Genomic DNA, 22,092 nt, shown 5'->3' on the forward strand with positions numbered 1-22,092 from the left:
CCCCTTGTCCCGCGCTTTTCAAATTCTGTCCACTGAAGCAGAGCTGCATTTGTACCCTCGGACCGGTTGAAGGCCCTGTGGGTGCCAGGCTCGCGGCCGCCAAAGCAGACTTTTCTCCGACTCACTTAACCGGCCGCCCATGAGCATCGCCTTGGGAGCAGTCAGGTGTTTTTCGCTGTCAGCGTGGACGCGCACCGTGGCGAAACCGGCATGTCTTTTGCTATTGCCTAGCATCGAGTGCCAGGGGTCGGTTTTTTGTCACCCCTCCGACCATTGCGGACGAAAAGCATAATGAAAGCAGTCATTCTGGCCGGTGGGCTGGGCACACGCATCAGCGAAGAATCCCACCTGCGACCCAAGCCGATGATCGAAATAGGCGGCAAGCCGATCATTTGGCACATCATGAAAATCTACTCTCACTATGGCATCAACGACTTCATCATCTGCCTCGGTTACAAGGGCTACGTGATCAAGGAGTATTTCGCCAACTACTTTTTGCACATGTCGGACGTGACATTCGACATGGCGGAAAACCGTATGGATATTCATAACCGTCACGCCGAACCCTGGCGGGTGACATTGGTGGATACCGGAGACTATACGGCCACCGGTGGCCGCTTGAAGCGGGTGCGCGATTACCTGGGCGAGCAAACGTTTTGCCTGACATACGGTGACGGCGTAGCCGATGTGGATATCCCGCGTCTGATCGAATTCCACCACCAGCACGGCAAATTGGCCACCGTCACCGCGGTGCAGCCGCCCGGGCGTTATGGCGCTCTCGATGTGGAAGGTCAGCAAGTGCGTGGTTTCCAGGAAAAGCCTGCTGGCGATGGTGGATGGATCAACGGTGGCTTCTTCGTGCTCGAGCCTTCGGTGCTGGACTACATCGAGGGCGATGCCACCACCTGGGAAGATCAGCCCATGCGTCAACTGGCCGAGAATGGCGAGTTGATGAGCCATTTGCACCGAGGCTTCTGGCAACCGATGGATACCCTGCGTGACCGTACCTTGCTCGAAGCGCACTGGAAAAGCGGCGAGGCAGCGTGGCAGTTATGGCGTTGAACCCGGCATTCTGGGCGGGCCGCCGGGTACTGCTTACCGGACATACCGGTTTCAAGGGCAGCTGGTTGGCTGTATGGCTGCGCCAGTTGGGCGCTGACCTGCGGGGCTTCGCCTTGCCCGCTGCGACCACCCCGTCGATGTGGCAGGTGGCCCAATTGGATAACCATGTGCCCGGTGATTTCGCTGACATCCGCGACGCTTCGGCCCTGACCGGCACGGTGCAGACGTTCAAGCCCGAACTGGTGCTGCACCTGGCAGCGCAACCGTTGGTGCGCGAGGCTTACCGTGCCCCTGCCGATACTTACGCAACCAACGTCATGGGCACACTCAACCTGCTTGAGGCAGTGCGAGCCACGCCTTCGGTGCGCGCGGTGCTGGTAGTGACAACCGACAAGTGCTACGACAACCGCGAATGGCCTTGGCCCTACCGGGAACAGGACGCGTTGGGTGGTTTCGACCCTTACAGCAGCAGCAAGGCGTGTGTGGAGTTGCTGTGCGCGAGCTACCGCGACTCGTTCCTGCGCACTTCGGGCGTGGCGCTGGCCACTGCCCGTGCGGGCAACGTGCTCGGAGGGGGTGACTGGTCGGCCGAACGTCTGCTGCCGGACATTTTGCGCGCCTGGCAGCACGGCGAGGAAGTGGTGCTGCGCTATCCCGCTGCAACCCGCCCGTGGCAACACGTCCTGGATCCGTTGATGGGCTACCTGCAACTTGGCCAAGCCCTGCTCTGTGAGGGGGAACGCTATGCGTCGGCCTGGAATTTTGGCCCGGACAGCGCAGGGCTGGCGAGCGTTGAGTCAATCGTTCGGCGCCTGGCCGAGCGCTGGCCCGGTAAGGCCCGCTGGTCGGTGTCCGCCGATGCCCAGCCCCACGAGGCCGGCCTGCTGGCCCTGGATTCGAGCAAGGCGCGCCAAGCGCTGGGCTGGTCGCCGCGCTGGTCGCTGGACGACACCTTGAAACACACCCTGGACTGGCACCTCGCCTGGCGTGCAGGGCAAGACATGAATACCGTTACCCGCGAGCAGATCGCGGCTCACCAAGGCGAACCCCATGAGTGACAGCACGGCGCAACAGCTGCGCCAACAGATTGCCGAGCTGGTCGGCCGTTATGCCGATCTGCAGATGGCGCCCAAACCTTTCGTCGCCGGGCAGAGCAGCGTACCGCCCTCGGGCAAAGTGATCGGAGCCGGCGAGTTGCAGGCCATGACCGAAGCGGTGTTGGACGGCTGGCTCACCACAGGCCGCTTCAACCAGGCCTTCGAAAAGCGCCTGGCCGAGTACCTGGGTCGTCGCTGCGTACTCACCACCAACTCAGGATCGTCGGCCAACCTGCTGGCGTTTTCCGCCCTGACTTCGCCTCGGCTGGGGGATCGGGCGATCAAACCCGGTGACGAGGTGATCGGCGTAGCCGCTGGCTTCCCGACCACGGTCAACCCGATCCTGCAATGCGGCGCTGTCCCGGTGTTCGTGGATGTGCAGATGGGCACCTACAACATCGACCCCGCGCTGATCGAGGCGGCCATTGGCCCCAAGACCAAGGCCATCATGCTGGCTCACACTTTGGGCAACCCCTTCGACCTGGGAGTTGTACGCAGTCTGTGTGACAAATACGGCCTATGGCTGATCGAAGATTGCTGCGACGCCCTGGGCTCTACGTACCAAGGGCGCATGGTCGGCACCTTCGGTGACATCGGTACCTTGAGCTTCTACCCTGCGCACCACATCACGATGGGCGAGGGTGGGGCAGTGTTCACCCAATCACCCTTGCTCAAGCGCATCATGGAATCGTTCCGTGACTGGGGCCGTGACTGCTACTGCGCGCCGGGCGAGGACAACACCTGCGGCAAGCGCTTCTGCTGGCAGGCGGGGGATCTGCCGCAGGGGTATGACCACAAGTACACCTACTCGCACCTTGGCTACAACCTGAAGATCACCGATATGCAGGCCGCCTGTGCGTTGGCGCAGATGGACCGGGTCGATGCCTTCATCGCCGCGCGCAAGCGCAACTTCGCCTGGCTGAGCGAACGCCTGGCCGGGTGTACGGACCAACTGATCCTGCCGCAGGCTACCCCGGGCAGCGATCCATCCTGGTTCGGCTACCCCATCACCTTGCGCGAGGACGGTACGGGCCGTAGGGTCGACCTGGTGCGGTATCTGGACGAGCAAGGCGTCGGCACGCGCCAGCTATTCGCAGGCAACCTGACGCGCCAGCCCTATATGCAGGGCAGGCAGTACCGGGTTGTGGGCGAGTTGTCAGTTACCGACAAGGTCATGAACGATACGGTCTGGATTGGCCTCTGGCCAGGTTTGACCGATGCGCATCTTGAGCATGCGGCCCGGTCTCTGGAAACCTTCCTGCAGGGGCATCGCTGATGCGCGCCTATGTGCTCTGCGGCGGCTTTGGCACGCGCCTGCGTGCTGTTACCGACTCGCAGAAGGCATTGGTACCTGTAAGGGGCGAGCCGTTCATGCTGCACGTCTTGCGCCAGTTGGCACGTGCCGGCATTGACGAGGCCGTCCTGTGCGCCCATTACCGCGCCGAACAGGTGGCCGACCAACTGCCCGAACTCTCGGCCAAGGCAGGGCTGGCGCTATCGCTGGTAGTGGAAGCGAGCCCGATGGGGACCGGCGGCGCGCTCCTCAACGCACTGCACGCTCATCCGGCGCAGGCACGCTACCTGGTGCTCAACGCCGATACATTCGTGGATGTCCAGGGTTACCGGCAAATGGTACTGGCCCAAGGCAATGCGCTGCTGGCCGTACAGGTCGACGACCGCGCCCGCTACGGCAGCCTCGAACTCAATGATGCCGGGCAGTTGACTGCGCTGAAGGAAAAAGGGCTGCAAGGCGCGGGCTTGATCAATGGGGGCGTCTATGCCTTTGAGGCGTCTACGTTTTCGGATAGCCCAGTGCGTGCGTGTTCCATGGAGCATGATCTGCTGCCGGCGCTGCTCCACCGTGAAACGATGCAGGCGCTCGCCTACAGTGGACGCTTCATCGACATAGGCACGCCTGATTCACTCGCGCGCTATACCCGTGACTATGCCGCGGACACGCCCTTATGAGCTTGCTGGTGCAGAACCTCAGCATCGGCGAGCGCCAGAGCATTCTCGATGCCGTCAAGTGCATCGAAGCTGGCGCATTGCAGATCGCTTTCGTGGTTGCTGACGACCAACGCCTGCTGGGTGTGGTGACCAATGGCGACGTGCGCCGGCATTTGCTCCAGGGTGGGCAGACGGACCTGCCTGTCGTCACCTGCATGAACAGCCAGTTCAGGGCTGTGCGGGCGGGCGCGTCGCGGGAGGAGTTGCTCAAGGCGTTCGACCTTGGTTTCAATGCCATTCCTGCGGTTGACGAGCAAGGTCGGCTGGTCGAAGTCTATACCCGCCTCATGGCAGCCAGCCCGGAAGTGCCAGTACTGGCAAGAGCCCGGGCGCCGGTACGCATGAGCTTCTGCGGTGGCGGTGCGGACCTGACGTATTTCTTCATCGATCACCCGGCCGCCGTGCTCAGTTGCACCGTTGGGCTCTATGCCCACGCCACGCTGGTGCCGCGCAACGACTGCGGTATTCGAATTTTTTCCGAGGACCTGGGGCGTGAAGAAAGCTATGAGTCCCTGGCCCAGTTGATGACTGACGGCCAGAAAAGTCTTCTGGCCACCATCGTGTCGGTGATCAAACCGCATTACGGCTTCGACCTGTACCTGCGATCGGATTTTCCGGTCGGTTCTGGCCTGGGTGGCTCCTCTGCGGCCACGACGGCCACCATCGCAGTGTTCAACGAACTGCGCCAGGATCGTTGGAGCACGTATGAAATCGCGGAGCTGGCGTTCCAGGCCGAGCGCTTGTGCTTTGGCATCGCAGGCGGCTGGCAAGACCAGTACGCCTCAGCCTTCGGCGGCTTCAACTTGATCGAGTTCGAGAATCAACGCAACCTGGTGCACCCGATCCGGTTGGAAGCGTCGATCCGTAACGAGCTGGAATCGTGCCTGGTGCTGTGCGACACCGGCATGGCCCACGATTCGGGACACTTGCATCAATTGCAGCGCGAACAGATCCAGGCCGAGTCATCGCAGACCGACCTGCTGCATGCCAGCGTGGCGCTGTGCCGGCGCATGCATCGCTACCTGATTCGCGGTGAGTTGCGCGATTTCGGGCTGTGCCTGGACGAAGCCTGGCACCTCAAGAAACGGTTTTCCTCGGCCATCAGCCATGGTCGTCTCGACGATATCTATGCCGCCGCAATGGCTGCCGGCGCGCTCGGCGGCAAGCTGCTGGGTGCAGGTGGCGGTGGTTTCTTCCTGTTCTACGTGCAGCCCCAGCATCGCCACAAGGTGGTGAGTGCAGTGCGCGCACTTGGCTGTCAGGCCCAAGGCTTTCGCTTTGAGTCCTGCGGTGTCACTTCCTGGCGGACCAAAATCCAATGACTTCTATCATGCTCGACGGCATTGCCCTCGGTGGCGAGCGCGTGTACGTCATCGCCGAAGCCGGCAACAACCATAACGGCTCCCTTGAGGTGGCCAAGCAATTGGTAGATGCCGCGATTGCTGCCGGTGCCGATTGCGTCAAGTTTCAATTGCGTGATCGCAAGGCCCTGTACCGACGCAAAGCCGATGGCTCACGTGCCGAGGACCTGGGGGTTGAGTACATTCAGGACCTGCTGGACAAAGTCGAGCTTGGCCTGGATGAGCATCGCCAGATCCGCGCCTACTGTGCACGACAGGGCATCACCTACCTGTGCACACCCTGGGACGAACCCAGTGTCGATGCCCTGGCTTCGTTCGACGTGGCTGCGCTCAAGATCGCCTCCGCCGACCTGTGCAACCCCTACTTGATTGCGAAGGCTGCAAGCCTGGGCAAGCCGTTGATTCTATCTACCGGCATGTCCTTCGAAGATGAGATCATCCGGGCCATCGAACAGCTCAATGCTTTGGGTACGCCGTTCGCACTGCTGCATTGCAATAGCGCCTATCCGGCGCCTGAGACGGATATCCAGCTGGGCTATCTCGGTCGCCTGCGTCAGTTGCACGACTTGGTAGGGTATTCCGGGCATGAACGCGGCATTGCGATCACCCTCGGTGCCGTTGCCCTTGGCGCCCGAGTGATCGAGCGTCACATTACCCTCGACCGCACCCTGGAAGGTCCGGATCATCTGGCTAGCCTCGAACCTGCCGAATTTCGCCAACTGGTGGACGGAATTCGGCAGCTGGAGCAGGCGCTGCCCTGGCAAGGGCCCGGCCGCCACGCCAGTCAGGGAGAGTTGCTGAACCGCGAAAACCTTGGCAAGAGCGTGACCGCTGCCTGTGACATACCCCGGGGTACCGTGGTCGAGCAGAATATGTTGCGCATCGCCAGCCCAGGGCAGGGCCTGCCGCCCTACCGGTTACCGGAGCTGCTGGGCAAGCCGGCCCAGCGTGACATCGCACAGGGTGACTTCCTGTTCGACAGCGACCTCCAGCGCCAACAGGTCGAGCACAAGCTGGTGTTCGACATGCCTGTTCGTTGGGGGGTACCTGTGCGCTATCACGATTTCGGCGACTATCGCCGCCGTATCGAGCCGGACCTTTTCGAGTTCCACCTGTCCTACCGCGATCTTGGCCTGAAACCCCAGGCGTACCTGGCCGAGGTCGCGTGTTCGCGGCTGGTCGTGCATGCACCGGAGCTGTTCGAGAACAGCGAATTGCTGGACCTGGTTTCGGACGAACCCGCCTATCGCCAGCGCTCGATCGACAACCTCCAGCGCGTCGTGGATGCCACCCTTGAGATTGGTGAATTCTTCCCCGCTGCCGATGCCCGCCTGATCGTGGCAAACATCGGCGGGTTTTCCGCCGATGCGCCGCGCCCGTTGGCCATGCGCCCGGTGCTCTACGAACGGTTTCACGATGCTTGCCGCCAGATCGATTTCGCCGGCACCGAGTTGACGGTGCAGAACATGGCCCCGTTTCCATGGCACTTCGGCGGCCAGCGTCATCAGAACATCTTCATGATGCCCGAGGAGTTGGCCGCCCAGGCCCAAGATCACGGGCTGCGCCTGTGCCTGGACCTGTCGCACCTGCAGATGACCTGTTTCCACTTCGGCCTGGATTTCCAGGCAGCGCTGGCGCTGCTGCTGCCGCATACGGCGCACCTGCATGTGGCCGACGCCAAAGGCACCAACGGCGAGGGAGTACTGATGGGCACCGGCGATATCGACTGGCCGGCCACCTGGGCGCAGATTCGCAATTACCCCGACGTCAGCTTCATCCCTGAAGTCTGGCAGGGTCACAAGGATCATGGGGCCGGCTTTTGGTCGGCGCTGCAATTTTTGACGCGGCTTGCATAAGTGCCGGTTTTGAGAGGATTGAAGGTGACACAGACCATCCGGGTTGCGGATTACATCATGGAGCGCCTGGCCAAGCTGGGCGTGGGGCAGGTCTATTTTCTGCCTGGCGGCGGTGCCATGCACCTCAATGATGCCTTGGGCCGTCATCCTGAACTGGAGCCAGTGCTGTGCCTGCACGAGCAGGCGGCTGCCATTGCCGCCGAGGCTGCCGGTAAGCTCACAGGTGGCCCGGCCGCCTGCATGACGACCTGTGGCCCCGGCGCCACCAACACGGTGACTGCCGTGCTGGGTGCCTGGCTGGATTCGACACCTGTGTTCTTCGTCTCGGGTCAGGTCAAGAGCGCCGACCTCAAGGCCGGAACCGGACTGCGTATGCTGGGTGTGCAGGAAGCCGACATCGTCTCGATCGTCGCGCCAATCACCAAGGCAGCCGTCACCTTGACCGACCCGGAGGCGGTCGGGGAGGTATTCGACCGTCTCGAACAAGCTGCCTTGAGTGGTCGCCGTGGCCCGGTCTGGCTGGACGTGCCCCTGGACATACAGGCCGCGCGCATCGACCCGACAACCTTGCGCCGGGCACCAGTGCACGCCGAGGCAGGGCCCAATGACCTCAGCGCAGTGGTCGAACAGACCTTGGACCTGCTTCGTCAGGCCAAACGTCCCGGTATCATCGCCGGCAGTGGCATCCGCATGGCCGGGGCGGTCGAGGCCTTCAACGCGCTGCTCCAGGCAGCACAGGTGCCGGTGATGCCGACCTGGCTGGCCATGGACATCATCGAAGACGAGCACCCGTTGTATGCGGGCCGCCCAGGCTCCATCGCACCGCGTTGGGCCAACTTCGCCTTGCAGAATTGCGATGTGCTCATCGTCCTCGGCTCTCGCCTGGACATGGCGCTGACGGCTTATGATCACGGACATTTCGCGCCTTATGCCCGCAAGGTGGTCGTGGATATCGATCCGGCCGAAATCGCAAAGCTGCAGATGCCTGTGGAAGTGCCCGTCGTCTGCGATGTCAAACCCTTCATCGAGGCGCTGGCTGCCCGGGTCTGTCAGGATCGACTGCCCTCCTATGACGACTGGCTGACGCGCATTGCCCAGTGGCGGCAACAGTACCCGTTGCTGCAAAGCGAGCACGCCGACGACAGTCAGGGTGTAAGCATGTATTACTTCACCGACCAGCTGTCCTCGCTGCTCGGCGAAGGGGATGTGATCGCCCCAGGCAGCTCCGGTTTCGCCTCCGAATTGTTCCTGCTCAATCTTCGCCTGAAGAAGGGCCAGCGATGCTTCCATAACCGCGGAACCGGCTCCATGGGCTTCGGTATCCCGTCGGCCATCGGTGCATGCCTGGCGTCTGGTCGCAAGCCTACTGTCTGTGTCGAAGGTGATGGGGGGCTGCAACTGAACATTCAGGAGCTTGCCACGCTGGCAGCGCAGAACTTGCCGATCAAATGCTTCGTCATCAACAACCAGGGTTATGCCTCGATTCGCACATCCCAGAGCGCGCACTTCAAGTTGCTGGTCGGTGCCGATGCAAGCAGCGGGCTGCGCTTGCCGGACCTGGAGCCGTTGGCCAGTGCTTATGGTGTTGGCTACGCACGCATCGAGTCGCATGCCGACCTGCAAGCCAACCTGCAGGCCGTACTCGATCGCGACGGGCCGGTCATTTGCGAAGTGATGGTTCAGGTAGAGGAGCCCCGGATCCCGCGTGTCATGACACGCATGGATGAAAACGGCAAGCCTGTGACGGGTGCTCTGGAGGATTTGTATCCGTTTCTCAGTCGCGAAGAACTGACGCAGCAGATGGCAGTTTCACAGGGTTCTCAGGCATGAAGGCATGGCTCAAGCGCCGCTTGACGGGCCTTTGCTACGGCTACCTGCGCAATCAGCGCGACTGGGCGCATGAAAAGGCGCCGCACATTCGCCATGCACGGGTGCTGCCAATGGCCAGCCATGCGCCCTGGGTCAACGACACTGCGTTTCTCGACGCGTATCGGGCTGTGCGCGAGCATACCCTGATCGACATCATGCGCCTGTACGAGCTGTGGACGCTGGCCCGCCAGCTCGATGACCTGGAAGGAGACTTCCTGGAGGTTGGGGTATGGCGCGGCGGCTCGGGTTGCCTGTTGGCGATGGCCAGCCAGCGCGCCGAGCGTCGTGTGTTCCTGGCCGACACCTTCAATGGCGTGGTCAAGGCAGGGGTACACGACACGCGCTACGTTGGCGGTGAGCATGCGGACACCGATGAGCAGCGTGTGCGCGTCCTGGCCAGGCAGTGCCAAACGGATAACGTGCGTGTATTGGTCGGCATGTTCCCGGAGGTCAATGCCGAGCACGTAGGTAACCGTTTGGCGATGTTGCACATCGACGTGGATGTCTACGCGTCGGCGCGCGATGTATTGCACTGGGCCGCGCCCAGGCTTGTACGTGGCGGCGTGGTGGTGTTCGACGATTATGGCTTTCATGGCTGTGAGGGCGTGACGCGCCTGGTCAACGAGTTCATGGCTGACACAGGCGGCTACCGGTTCATCCACAACCTCAATGGCCACGCTGTTCTGATCAAGGTGGCGGACCATGGCGAATGAGTTCGGCTCCAGCCGCCTGATCATTTACGGTGCTGGCCTGGCAGGGCGGCGCGTCAAGGACTACCTGGCGGCTCGCGAGCAGCCCGTCGAGGCTTTCCTTGATCGCGATGAACGGTTCGATAAGGTCGATGGCGTGCCGGTGCTCACAGCAGCATGCTGGGCCACGCATCATGATCCGGCCGATACTTGCGTGATCGTCGCGGTGTTCAACCCCTACGTGGACATGTGCGACATTTTCGACGGGCTTGAGGCGCTCGGCTTTGGCCGGATCCTCAGCCTGGTCGAATTCGTGCGCCTGTACCCGCACGGGCAGCCTTCGCGATACTGGCTGGTAGATCCGGCGTTCTACGAACAGCATGCACCACGCATTGCTGCACTGCGGTCTGTACTGGCTGATGACACGAGCAAGCAGTTGCTGGATGCGATCGTGAACTACCGAACCTCCGGTGATCCTCGTTGCCTGCCGCCTGCGACGGGACAACAGTATTTTCCGGCCGACCTGCCGGCACCGCCCCAGCCGCTGCGATTCATCGATTGTGGTGCCTATGTGGGCGATACGGTCCAGGCGTTCGAGGAGGCGGGATTGACGTTTGCCGGCCTGGCCACCTTCGAGCCTGATTTGAGCAACTACTGCCGCTTGACGGCCCAGCTGGGCCACATCGCGGGAGCCGTGCACATTCCCTGCGGCGTATCGGACAGCAACCGACTGAGTGGTTACGACCCCAGCCTGGGGGCGGGGGGGCACTTGGTGGACGTTGGTGGAGATCCTGTGTGTTGCGTTCGCCTGGATGATGCATTGCCCGGCTTTGAGCCCAATTTCATCAAGATGGATATCGAAGGCGAAGAACCTGCAGCACTGCTCGGGGCGATCGGTTTGCTGAGCAGGCACCGGCCCCGTCTGGCAATCAGCGTCTATCACCGTGCCGAGCATCTATGGGAGATAGCCGAGCAGTTGCAAGCCTATGGTTTAGGTTACCGCTACTACCTGCGCTGCCACTCCCCCAGCACGTTCGACACAGTGCTATACGCGCTACCGGGTGAATCATGATGTCTGGCGTTGCAAATGCACAGCGCCCGGCTGTGCCCGCCGCGCGAATCGTCATCTACGGCGGCGGGCAGATTGGCGTTGGCCTGTGTCGGCGCTTGATGCGAAGTGGCGTGCAGGTCTGCGCCATCATCGACCGCACGCCCGAAAGTGTCGCCAATGCCCCCGTGCCGGTGATGAATGCACAGGCGTGCTTCCAGGCCCATGGAAACACGGGCGTGTTCGTGGCGATAGGCAACGGCCTGGCGCATCCGGCCATCGCGCGTGACCTGTGCCGCGTGGGTTATACGAACATCCTGCATTTACCTGTATTTCTTCGCGGCCAGCGGGCAGCCGCCATGACGCGAGCCTGGAACGCGTATTACTCGGGCGACACCTCGGTCACATTCGTCGGTTATGACGACCTGAACAGCTTACGCGCCCAGGATTTCGTGTTGAGCGAGTCGTCGGGCTACATCACCGCCGTCGTACACAAAGACGACGTCTTCACCGTCAAGCGTTCATACCCTGGGCTGGACCATGATTACGCCGACTACTTCAAGTGGCAGGATCAGGGCGCCGATGTGATCGACAAGGCGACCAATGTACCGATAGGCGATCCTGCGGTGAAGGCGATGTTGCCCTGCGAGCAGGTGTTCACCCAGGAGCAGCTGGACTTTTATCATGCGAAAACCTTCTTCGACCTGGGCGATTACTACCGCGAGGCCGCATCGGTTGCACTGTTCGACCCTCACCTGCACAGGTTCAATATCCTGGACGGTTCGCACCGGGCGTTCTACCTGGAGCGCCAGGGGTTCGACGGTATCCCGCTCAAGATGAAGCGGTCGGAATGGGAGGCCTATTTCAAGGAACCTGAAGCACAGGCGCTGATGGACCACTGCCGTGGCCTTGCGTCGCTCCCAACAGTGGTCAAGCACCCAGCCTTCATGTCATTCCCGGTCCGAGAACAGGCGCCAACAGCTGCGTTCTCAGGCTTGCTCAGGAGCGTACGCCCATCATGATGTGGACTGCCCAAACGCCTGTCATTCTTTATGGTGCAGCACACCGCGGCACCATGATCCTGCGTTACCTCAGGGGACGCTGCAACGTAACGGGCTTCATCGACAAGCGCGCTGACGAAATTGTCCATCACGAAGGCTTGCCTGTTACATCGGTCGACAAGGCAGACAAAGCCGCGTGGGTAATCGTGTGTGTGAACAATATCTTCGAGCACGAGAGCATCGCGCAGCACTTGGCAGCCGAGGGGTTCGAGCGGGTGGTGTTCTGCCCCGTCAACGGCTCCAACATGGCGTGGCGCTGCGCGGCCGACAGGGAGCTCATGGCCAAGGTCTTCAATGCGGTACTGGACGAGCAGCTGAGCCTGCCCGTTGAGGTCCCTGCCGTGAAGGGGCTTCTGCAGCCGGTGTTCAAGGACGACGCACTGATCAGCACCGAAGGCGATCAGGTGTTGGCGTGGATTCCTGCCGCCCTGGTGTGCGCACGCCGCGATGGCAATGGGCTGTTCAAAGACAGCCCGGTCTTCACGCTTTTTCCTTACCTGGAGCTGTTCAGGTGGTTCGATGGCGAGACAGACGCGGCTCCCCATCACTATATCGACCTGTATTGTCGTCCGGCGGCTGATCAGTTCGGCATCGCGCAAACCGATGCATGGGTTGGCAATGTGCTTCGCAGTCGCAGGCAGGTGTATGAGCGTATGCGGCAGACCGAATCCATCGACCCGCTGTTTTTCGTCAACCATGCGGTCAGCGCCGACTGGAACGAGCACCAAGGGCACTTCAACATGGACAGCGGCAAGCATCGCGCGGCTTTCCTGATCCACCGCAAGCGCTCGCTCGTGCCACTGCGGCTGTCGATCACCGACTATGAGCGTTATCTCAACCAGCCTGCCTTGCAGCGAGTGGTCGAGTGCTTGGAGCACGAGCAGGCCGCCGAGCTGCCGTATCCGGTCCATCACCCGTACTTCCTCAGAGCACCTTATCGCGCGGAAAGTGCTTGCTGGGAGGCATTGCTCAGGGTGAGCCGCACCTTGGTCCTTCACCGTTTCCGCGCCTCTGGCAAAGTGAACCTCAACGGTGTACGACTGCGCGTGAACCGCGCATCCCATGAACCCCTGGCGCAAACCTTGGCGCTGCTGGGGTGCTCGATCAGCTACGCGTATCAGGCGAGTGAGTTCGATCATCGAGTCAGAGCGTTGTACCGCGTGAGCGAACGCTTCGCCAAAGCGCACGCCGGGGTTGAGCCTTGCGATTACGTACTTGATGAATGGGTGGCTGAATAATGCGTGCAAAGGTATTCGATGAGTGTCCCAAGCCCGACCTGCAGGCGCACGTGGAGGCTTCGATCCAGCGTATGGAGCAGGCGTGCCCGATCCGTGTTCTTTATTATTCGCTGATGGGTTCCATACCGCTGGGCATGGGCAACGCTTCGTCGGATTACGACCTGCTGGCCCTCTACACACCACAGGCTGCACTTACGCCTGCGCAGTACGACATCGTCAACAACAAGACGCCGCTGTTCGGGCCTGCGCATGTTCCCGGGCAGGTGAACCTGCTACTCGCTGACCGCGCACTGCTGTCGCCTGTTTTCATGGATATACCCGAGGCGACGCTGATGCAGGCGTACCCTCAGCACCTCAATAGTTTGACGGTGCATGACCAGGCATTTGATATGACTGTGCTGCCCGGCGCCAGCTCGCCCAAGGCGGCCTCGATTTTTTCCGACATGTTCTATTACGGCAACGGCGTACTGGTTGATCGACAGGGCACTCTCACCGGTGAGTTTCCCGCGCTGAAGCAGTGCCTGCGGGTATACGAGTTCTGCAAGCGCCGGTATGTGACGACCTATGGGCGGCTCCAGCACTACTTGGTGAAACCGGGCAACGTGAGGTTGCGGACCTACTTGCAGAGCATCAACGACCTGTTGGCGATCGAGTACGCGCTCGACCATCGTGATATCCCCCCGGCGCATATCGCCGTCATGCTGGATGCGCTGAAAGACCCGCAGGTACTGGAGACAGCACAGCGCTTTTTGACGGTGAATGCCCAGGCGACCACAGCAAAAGAGAAGCTTTTGATCGATCCGGACCCCTGCCTGAATCACTGGATAGCCGGCCGCCTGGAAAGCCTGAGGCCACGCTTGCTCGCGTTGTATCCACAGCGTACTGAGGTGCTTTTCAATGTGGTACTCGATTGACGTCCGGCGCAGTATTTCATCGATCTTCGGACGGGCATTGACGGCAGTGCACGGTATACCCACGCTTAGGCAGGAAATGTCATGAAAGCTCAATCGTCGTCTGTGGATGACAACGTTTCGAACCTGTGCAACGACACGGTGCATTCGTTTGCCCTTGCCTGTGGCCGGCACGTACCGGTCTGCGTGTCTCAGGCTCCGCTGGCCGATGCCGAAGATCATATTGTGGTCAGGCATTCGGAAAAACTGGATGTCCTGGCGCAGCTTGCGCAGTATCCGCACGTCGCGCGGCTGCTCGAACCCGATGCCGAATTGAAGCAGTTGTCGAGGCAAAGGCACAGGGTGCGGGACTGGCTCAACGAGGGGTTCTACATTTTCGGGGCATTCAAGGTCGGTTTGCGGGTAGCGCGGCAGGCGCGCACGCTTGGCCTTGAGGTCAAAGGCTTTCTGGACAATGACCGAGCCAAGTCCGGCCAGGCGCTTGAAGGGCTTTCAATTGATCATCCCGCAGGCATGCCGCTCGATAATGCGGTGGTAGTGGTCGCCAGCGGCCGCCATGCCAATGCGATCGCGGGCCAGCTCGGTGCTGTGCCTGGCATACGATTGGTCAACCTGCACGAGTGCCTGTACGCACTCGACGGTGCCGGGCCAGGCTTGGGTTGCGAGAAGTTCGCGGCCTTCGTGGAAGCACCGCTGCAGGCGCCCTGGCGGTATATCTCGGCATTTCTGCGCCTGGACGATGAAACATCACGCCGCGTGTTCGATGGGTTGATGGGGATGCGGATCGAGCTGTCGACGCTGTGCGCCGAATCGGTGAAGTCTCCCTGGGACGATGAGTATTTCGACCGAACATTCGTTCAGCCCCGTCACGCTGCGCGGTTTGTGGATGCTGGCGCCGCGGCAGGCGATACCCTGGCGCGTCTGGAGGCCCACTTTGGGCCTGTTCATCAAGCCTGGCTATTCGAGCCTGAGTTGCCCGCTTATTACGAGGCGTTGAAGCGCTTCTGCGATCGTCCCGAGGTATGGGTCTTCAACATGGGGCTGGACGAGGCCCCGAGCCGAGCCCTCTACCAGCCGGCCCTGTCCTATGACATTGCGGGCGAGCTGAGCAGCGATATTCCCTCGGCGATTACGTCCTTCATTCAAGGTGTGCCACTCGATGGCGTGGTGGCCGGTAAGGTGGGCTTGTTCAAGCTCGATATCGAGGGCATGGAAGCCTCTGCTTTAAGGGGGGCACGTGCAATCATCGAGCGTGATCAGCCTGTGCTTGCCGTGTGCGCCTATCATCGATCCGACGACTATTGGAAGTTGATCGATCAAGTGCAGGCCATCGGCCAAGACTACAAGGTCGGTATCCGCCTGTACGCGGACATCCTGGAAGACATCACCCTGTATTTCTATCGATGATGCTGGACGTGCATCAAGGATACCTAACCGGTCACGGGGTGTTCGTTTCGTTCGCCTTCTTGTCATCGAGTCACTGAGCCAACATCCATGGTTTGCTTGAATTCCCCTCTGATCAGATGCGCCTTGGAGGCTGTCGCGCCGCCATTCGCTCTGCATGATGCACTCGCTGGCAAACATGTTCTGCTTACCGGCGGCACCGGTTTTTTCGGCTCATGGCTGCTGGCCCTTTTCGAGTACCTGAACGAGCGCGGCACTCAGGTTGATGTCACGGTATTGGTCCGCGACCCCGCACGTTTCCTGACGGCCCAGCCCGGCTATCGTGACTGCCGCTGGCTACGCTGGGTTGGCGCAGATGTGCGAGATAGCCTGGTCTGGGAGGGTCAACCGATCCACCTGATCATCCATGCCGCCACTGACACGCACGCCGCCGCCCATGAGAATCCGCTGGCGCTTTTCGACACCATCGTCACCGGCGCTCGCAGGGTGCTGGACCTGGCCGTGCAACAAAACGCCCGTGTGCTCATGACAGGTTCCGGGGCGCAATATGGGGCCCTTAGCGCAAGCACCCACCGGTACATCACGTTGGATGAAGCCTTTACCGGAGCCTGTGTCAGTCACTCGGCCAACAGCGCTTATGCGGAGGGAAAACGCGCGCAGGAAACCTTAGGCGCGATTTATGCAGCAAGGCACGGCATCGACGTAATCATGGCGCGCTGCTTTGCGTTTGCCGGACCAGGGCTACCACTCGACGGCCACTTCGCCATGGGTAATTTCATCAGGGACGCTTTGTACAAGGATGAGATTGTCATCAATTCCTGCGGCAGCGCAGTGCGCAGCTACCTGCATGGTGCGGACTTGTCCGTCTGGTTGCTGGCATTGCTTGTGCGCGGCAAGGCAGGTGAGGCCTACAACGTGGGTTCGGATCAGGCGATCAGTATCGCGGACCTGGCACGCCGTGTCGTCGGGCGCATAGGCCCGGGCAAGCCAGTGCGCATTCTGGGGCGTGCTGACGGCGCGGCGGCTTCTTATTACGTGCCCGACATCGGCAAGGCTCGCTCGCTGGGCCTGGATGTCTGGACAACGCTGGACCAATCAATCGACAGCATGGCTGCCTGGGCCAAAGCCCTGGGCCATCGAAATTAATACAAAAAGGCTGCGTGTAGGCGAGGCCGTAAGAAGAGGGTAGGTGATGGATTGGGCCTCAATTGCAGGCGGTAGGTGCCAGGGAACCCCATGGCGCGTAGGGATTGCCGGAGTTCAGGTGGGGCAGGCGCCAGAGGCGTTCTGTCTGAGCGATGACCAGTGGCAGACCCTGCAGGCTTTGCTGCCGCTCGCGCCACTGCAGGCCTACGGCGATGGCAATGGCCTGCGCTTCGAGCGGCTGATGTGTTCCGATAGCAACGGCGACTACGATGCCGTGCTGCTTATCCAGCAGACCTGGGCGGGTACTCCACACCTTTCACTCCTGGCCACCACTCGACACTATGTGCTGGCTTTGCAAGCCGACGTTTTCAGCAAGCCGTGGCTCGAACGGTTTGATCGCGTGTTCTTGCCCGCCGGTCAGGCGTTCACAGGGCAGCGCCTGGTTAGGCTCAACCAACCCCTGGAGCTTCCGCTTGCCGAATGCACACCACGGCCTTCTGTTGTGAACAAGGTTCGGGTGTTTGGGCGCGACGCTGTCGAGCTGGCGCACGCCCACTTCGCCTTGTGTGACCAGGAACCTGAGGTGCCGGGGTGGCTGTCCTCTCAATGGCAAGCGTGCTTGCTGGCCGGTGCTGTGCCGGTTCACAGGGCCTGCTCACCGGTGCCTGACTGGGTTCCAGCCGATTGCTATGTCGATGCTAGCGCCTACGTTGACGATGAGGCGCTCTGGGCCAGCCTTGATGGCATGAGCGCGGGGCACTACCAGGCCATGGTGAGCCGCTTGCACGCCTTTTTGATGCTCGGCAGCGCGCGCCCGGATGAGCGCATCTACCCGTACACCGTCGATTTCTGGATCAACGCACTGACCTGCGCCATTGCTTTGGACGCAGCGCAGGTTCGAGGTGACGGGCCTTTGGTCAGTGTGGTCATTCCGGCCTACAACTACGGTTGCTACTTGGGGCAGGCGGTCAGGTCGGTCCTGGACCAGGGCATCGATGACATCGAAGTCCTCGTACTGGACAACGCATCCACCGACGACACTGCCCAGGTGATGGCGGCGTTTTCCGCTGAGCCACGGGTGCGCTACATGCGCAATCGGCGCAACATCGGAGCCGGTAACAGCTCACAAAACGGTTTCTGGGTCGCCAAGGGCACCTATCTCGTCCTGTTCATGGCGGACGATTTCATGAACCCGGGCCACCTGCAACGTCTGTTGCCGATACTCCAAGGCAACCCGGCCCACGCGCTGGGCTACAGCCCTATCAGCTGGGTCAACGAACAAGGCGAGCCCCTTTCCGGCCCACGCCATCCAGGTCATCGGGATGCGGACTATGCTGGCGGACGCCATGAACTGGCTGATCTGCTTGTCTACGACAGCTACATCACCCCGTCCGCGGCCATTATTCGAAGGGATGCGTTCTTCGAGGTATGGCGACGTGATGTTCGCATTCGTGGCGCGGGAGACTGGCTGCTGATGGTCCAGCTCGCCGAACGCTATCCGGACTTCGTGTTCACCACGGTGCCGGGGGTCAGCTACCGCGTGCATGCCGCGCAACATTCACACGAGTTCTATGTGTCATCGGCGCCCTTGGAAGGTCACACCTGCATCGTTGAAGGCGTGTTCGAGCGCGGCAACGAGGGGCTGCTCGAAGGCCATGAGCGGGCAATCGCCGCTCACCTCAAGCGACGGCTAGCGTTGTATCCGCAAGAACAGGCCACCGGGCTCGGCCTGCGTGTCCGAAACCTGTGCGAACGCTTGGAAACCCTGGCCCAGGCATCTGAAAGCAGCCAATTCTCCATCATCCTCACCACCTACAACCGCCCGCAACTGCTGCGCAATGCCCTGAACAGTATCGCCGAACAGTCCATGCGCGATTTTGACGTCATTCTGGTAAATGACAACGGCGACCCCGTGGAGTCGCTGCTGGCGGACTACGATTTCCCGATCACCTACCTGCGTCAGGGCCGCAATCGCGGCCCGGCCGCAGCGCGCAATGCGGCCCTGCGGCTGGCGCGCGGCCACCATGTGGTCTTCCTGGATGACGACGATCTCTACCTGCCTGACCACCTGGCGCAGCTGGCCAAAGGGTTGGAAGCCAATCCAGGCTGTGTGGTGTACACCGACGCGGTGTTCATTCAGGAACAGATAACGGCGGGTCAGCGCCAGGAGCTCGCTCGCGAGCAGCGCTATCCTCACGAGCAGTACTCCAGGGAACAGTTGTTGATCAACAACTACATTCCCATCAACACCTTCGCCTGCCCCAGAGACCTTGCGCTGGCAGTAGGTGAGTTCGACGAAACCCTGGCAGGCCTGGAAGACTGGGATTTTCTTCTGCGCCTGTGCGCACGCAGCCTCTTCCACCATGTGCCCCATGAGACCGTGCAGGTGCGCATGCGGGTGGACAGCCAGGCCCCTGCGCGTCGCTCCGAGCAGGCGTTCAAGGATTACCCTTCGCTGTACCGCGAGTTGTATGCCCGCCACAGCGACGGTGGCAGCGAGCAGGTCAAGCGCGGACGGCAGGAAATGCTCGATTTCCTGAGCGGCAAGCCATCGCCATCGCCATCGCCATCGACTTTGCAGACCTGGCTGGCCGAGCGCGTGCCGGGGCCCTTGCAGCGCCGACTCATCGAGCAGCGCCTTGATGAGCACGGGGGCGGCCCGATGATCGGGGTCGTGGTGGTAGATGCCGAGGGTCAGGCGGAGGCGGTGAATACCACCCTAAAGAGTCTGAGCAGTCAGCATTGCCTGTATGCCAAGGTCAAAGTCATTGTGTTGACGGCGGCCGACCTGTCCACGATGCCTGTGCACAGCAATGTTCAACTGGCGCGCTTGAACGATGACAGCCTGGGCGTGCAGCTCAACCCGCTGGTCGAAGCCGGTGAGTTCGACTGGTTCATGAGGGTGGATGCTGGCAGCGAATTTACCCCAAGCGGCTTGCTGATCGCGGCGCTGGACCTGCTGGCGGCACCTCAATGCAGGGCCGTTTATGCAGACGAAGGGCTGCGCGGCGACGGCGCCGAAATGGGCGCGGCGCTGCGTCCTGATCTCAACCTCGACCTTCTGCTGAGCCTGCCGGCCAGCATGGCGCGGCATTGGCTGTTCAATCGTCAGGTGTGGCTGGACATGGGCGGCTTCGAGCAGCAGGCCGGCCAGGCGTTCGAGCTGGCGTACATCCTGCGCCTGATCGAGGGGCAGGGCTTCGCAGGCCTTGGGCATATCAGCGAACCCTTGTTGATCGGCGAGGCGCCGTCGCTGTACGACTGCCCGGATCAACGCGGCGTCATCGTACGTCACTTGCAGGCCCGGGGGTTCGCCCAGGCCAGGGTCGAGTCGCCCCTGCCAGGGCGCTACGCGTTAGAGTATGGCGCCCCTGATGACATCCCGGTGAGCATCATGATTGTGGTGCAGGGCACCGGTACCGAGCGGGCCCAGCGGTGCGTGGAGACCATTCTGGAGAAGACCACGCACCGCAACTACGAAGTGCTGTTGCTCGCGCCGGTCAAGGCAGGCGCCGTCGTAGACGGCTGGTTGAACGCCGTGGCGCAGTTGGGTAGCGATGCCATCCGCTGCCTGCGCTTTGAAACAGGCCTGACGCCGGCGCGCATGCGTAACCAGGCGGCCAGCCAGGCGCGTGGGGACTTCCTGCTGTGGCTCGACCAAGGTGCGGCGGTGCTGGACGGCGATTGGCTGCAGCAGCTGCTCAACCACGGCATGCGTCAGGAAGTCGGCGTGGTCGGTGCCAAACTGGTGGCCGGTGACGCCACCGTCCACCATGCCGGCTATGTGCTTGGGCTGAACGGGCCGGTAGGTGAGGCATTTGCCGGCATGCCGCTGGACGCCCCGGGTTACCTGCAACGTCTGCAGGTGGATCAGAATTATTCGGCGGTGAGCGGCAAGTGCCTGCTGGTGAACAAGGGGCTGTTCCTGGAGGTGGGCGGTTTCGACGAAGCCCCCGCGTTGCAACGGTGGTTGGACGTCGACCTGTGCCTGCGCTTGCGCAGTGCCGGCTACCTGAACGTGTGGACACCTCGCGCGCAACTGCTGCTGAGCGAGGACGTCGCGTCTGCTCCGAGTGTCGAGCAAGAGGATGCCCTGTACGCCCGCTGGCTGCCTGCGTTGGCAACCGACCCGTACCACAACCCGAACTTCTCCCTGTCCTCGACCAATGGCTTCGCCCTGGCACCCAATGAGCTCAGTTGGCGCCCGCTGACATCCTGGAAGCCGCTCCCGATGATCCTTGCTCATGCGGCGGACAGGTTCGGGTGTGGTCACTACCGGGTGATCCAACCGCTCGAGGCGTTGACCCGTGATGGCCTGGCTGAAGGCGTGTTGTCCTGGAACCACCTGGCGCCTGCCGAACTGGAGCGGTGCCGACCGGACAGCATCGTACTGCAACGCCAGGTCGGGGACGAGCAGATCGAACACATGCGTCGTATGCATGCGTTTTCACAAGCGTTCAAGGTGTTCGAGCTGGACGACTACCTGCCCAACCTCCCGCTCAAGAGTGTCCACAGGGCGCACATGCCCAAAGACATTCTGCGTTCCTTGCGCCGAGGCCTGGCCTATGTAGATCGCTTCGTGGTGTCCACCCAGCCGCTGGCCGAGGCCTTCGCGGGGCTGCACAGTGATATCCGGGTAGTGCCCAATACGCTGGAGCCGCAAATCTGGAGCGGCTTGGTTGCCCTGCGTCGGCAGTCGCGCAAACCGCGCGTAGGCTGGGCCGGGGGCGCCGGCCATACCGGCGATCTGGAGGTGATCGCCGATGTCGTCAAGGAGCTGGCCAATGAGGTGGAGTGGGTATTCTTCGGCCTGTGCCCGGCCAAGTTGCGCCCCTACATCCATGAGTATTACGAGAACGTTCCGATCGATCGGTACCCGGCAACGCTGGCGAGGATGAACCTGGACCTGGCGTTGGCACCCGTCGAGCAGAACCTGTTCAACGCGTGCAAAAGCAACTTGCGCCTGCTGGAATATGGCGCTTGTGGCTTCCCTGTCATCGCCAGCGATGTCCGCTGCTACCAGGGTTTCGACGATCTACCTGTCACCTTGGTGAAGAACCGCTTCCGGGCCTGGGTGGATGCCATCCGCATGCACATCGCCGACCTGGATGCCACGGCCAAGGCGGGCGATGACCTGCGCAATGCTGTCCTCAGTGGCTGGATGCTCGAAGGTGATCGTCTGGCTGATTGGAGAAAGGCCTGGTTGCCGGATTGAATCCTGGGGACATCTGAGCAGGTCGACAGCGCCCATGCCTTGCCGCAACGACTGCCTGTACGGCAAGGGGTGGGCGCTACGGTAGCGTGCAGTCAACGTGGTGTCTTAACCCCATGACCGGCACGGGT

15 protein-coding genes are annotated in these 22,092 nt (G+C 61.6%); all 15 read left to right on the plus strand.

All coding sequences use genetic code 11. The features are described from left to right. The first annotated feature begins 291 nt into the window (after positions 1-291). The 15 genes from rfbF to PFU01S_RS05040 all read left to right on the plus strand — a co-directional run bounded on the left by rfbF (position 292) and on the right by PFU01S_RS05040 (position 21,964). Positions 292-1,062 (plus strand): glucose-1-phosphate cytidylyltransferase, encoded by a 771-nt coding sequence (gene rfbF, locus PFU01S_RS04970; protein ID WP_028688008.1) that lies wholly within the window; start codon positions 292-294, stop codon positions 1,060-1,062. Then, positions 1,053-2,120 carry a CDP-glucose 4,6-dehydratase gene (gene rfbG, locus PFU01S_RS04975; RefSeq protein ID WP_028688007.1) on the plus strand — a complete coding sequence of 356 codons (1,068 nt, stop codon included), beginning with the start codon at positions 1,053-1,055 and terminating at the stop codon, positions 2,118-2,120. Before rfbF ends, rfbG begins: the two co-directional genes overlap by 10 nt. Beyond that, positions 2,113-3,435 carry a lipopolysaccharide biosynthesis protein RfbH gene (gene rfbH, locus PFU01S_RS04980; RefSeq protein ID WP_028688006.1) on the plus strand — a complete coding sequence of 441 codons (1,323 nt, stop codon included), beginning with the start codon at positions 2,113-2,115 and terminating at the stop codon, positions 3,433-3,435. The genes rfbG and rfbH overlap by 8 nt, the downstream gene beginning before the upstream one ends. Further along, positions 3,435-4,127, plus strand: a complete 693-nt coding sequence (locus PFU01S_RS04985) for a sugar phosphate nucleotidyltransferase (protein ID WP_028688005.1) — start codon at positions 3,435-3,437, stop codon at positions 4,125-4,127. The genes rfbH and PFU01S_RS04985 overlap by 1 nt, the downstream gene beginning before the upstream one ends. Further along, positions 4,124-5,488 (plus strand): GHMP family kinase ATP-binding protein, encoded by a 1,365-nt coding sequence (locus PFU01S_RS04990; protein WP_028688004.1) that lies wholly within the window; start codon positions 4,124-4,126, stop codon positions 5,486-5,488. Before PFU01S_RS04985 ends, PFU01S_RS04990 begins: the two co-directional genes overlap by 4 nt. Continuing rightward, positions 5,485-7,383, plus strand: a complete 1,899-nt coding sequence (locus tag PFU01S_RS04995) for an N-acetylneuraminate synthase family protein (RefSeq protein WP_028688003.1) — start codon at positions 5,485-5,487, stop codon at positions 7,381-7,383. The genes PFU01S_RS04990 and PFU01S_RS04995 overlap by 4 nt, the downstream gene beginning before the upstream one ends. Positions 7,384-7,407: 24 nt before the next feature. After that, positions 7,408-9,213, plus strand: coding sequence for a thiamine pyrophosphate-binding protein (locus tag PFU01S_RS05000; RefSeq protein ID WP_248694612.1), 1,806 nt, complete (start codon positions 7,408-7,410; stop codon positions 9,211-9,213). Further along, complete coding sequence (locus PFU01S_RS05005; RefSeq protein WP_028688001.1) at positions 9,210-9,965, plus strand: TylF/MycF/NovP-related O-methyltransferase; 756 nt, start codon at positions 9,210-9,212, stop codon at positions 9,963-9,965. The genes PFU01S_RS05000 and PFU01S_RS05005 overlap by 4 nt, the downstream gene beginning before the upstream one ends. Beyond that, the gene (locus tag PFU01S_RS05010) at positions 9,955-11,013 is read left to right on the plus strand and encodes an FkbM family methyltransferase (protein WP_028688000.1); all 1,059 of its coding nucleotides are present in this window, start codon (positions 9,955-9,957) and stop codon (positions 11,011-11,013) included. Before PFU01S_RS05005 ends, PFU01S_RS05010 begins: the two co-directional genes overlap by 11 nt. Beyond that, positions 11,013-12,011: a hypothetical protein gene (locus PFU01S_RS05015; RefSeq protein ID WP_169738689.1), complete on the plus strand. Its 999-nt coding sequence runs from the start codon at positions 11,013-11,015 to the stop codon at positions 12,009-12,011. Before PFU01S_RS05010 ends, PFU01S_RS05015 begins: the two co-directional genes overlap by 1 nt. After that, complete coding sequence (locus tag PFU01S_RS05020) at positions 12,008-13,288, plus strand: hypothetical protein (protein ID WP_028687998.1); 1,281 nt, start codon at positions 12,008-12,010, stop codon at positions 13,286-13,288. The genes PFU01S_RS05015 and PFU01S_RS05020 overlap by 4 nt, the downstream gene beginning before the upstream one ends. A 50-nt stretch (positions 13,289-13,338) precedes the next feature. Next, positions 13,339-14,202 (plus strand): nucleotidyltransferase domain-containing protein, encoded by an 864-nt coding sequence (locus tag PFU01S_RS05025; RefSeq protein ID WP_248694611.1) that lies wholly within the window; start codon positions 13,339-13,341, stop codon positions 14,200-14,202. A gap of 81 nt (positions 14,203-14,283) precedes the next feature. Then, positions 14,284-15,606 carry an FkbM family methyltransferase gene (locus PFU01S_RS05030; protein WP_028687996.1) on the plus strand — a complete coding sequence of 441 codons (1,323 nt, stop codon included), beginning with the start codon at positions 14,284-14,286 and terminating at the stop codon, positions 15,604-15,606. A gap of 123 nt (positions 15,607-15,729) precedes the next feature. Next, positions 15,730-16,749 (plus strand): NAD-dependent epimerase/dehydratase family protein, encoded by a 1,020-nt coding sequence (locus PFU01S_RS05035; RefSeq protein ID WP_042139178.1) that lies wholly within the window; start codon positions 15,730-15,732, stop codon positions 16,747-16,749. Between the two features lie 118 nt (positions 16,750-16,867). After that, positions 16,868-21,964: a glycosyltransferase gene (locus tag PFU01S_RS05040; RefSeq protein WP_420835090.1), complete on the plus strand. Its 5,097-nt coding sequence runs from the start codon at positions 16,868-16,870 to the stop codon at positions 21,962-21,964. Positions 21,965-22,092: the final 128 nt, after the last annotated feature.

This window comes from Pseudomonas fulva NBRC 16637 = DSM 17717, assembly GCF_000730565.1.
In the GTDB taxonomy this organism is placed as follows: Bacteria; Pseudomonadota; Gammaproteobacteria; order Pseudomonadales; family Pseudomonadaceae; genus Aquipseudomonas; species Aquipseudomonas fulva.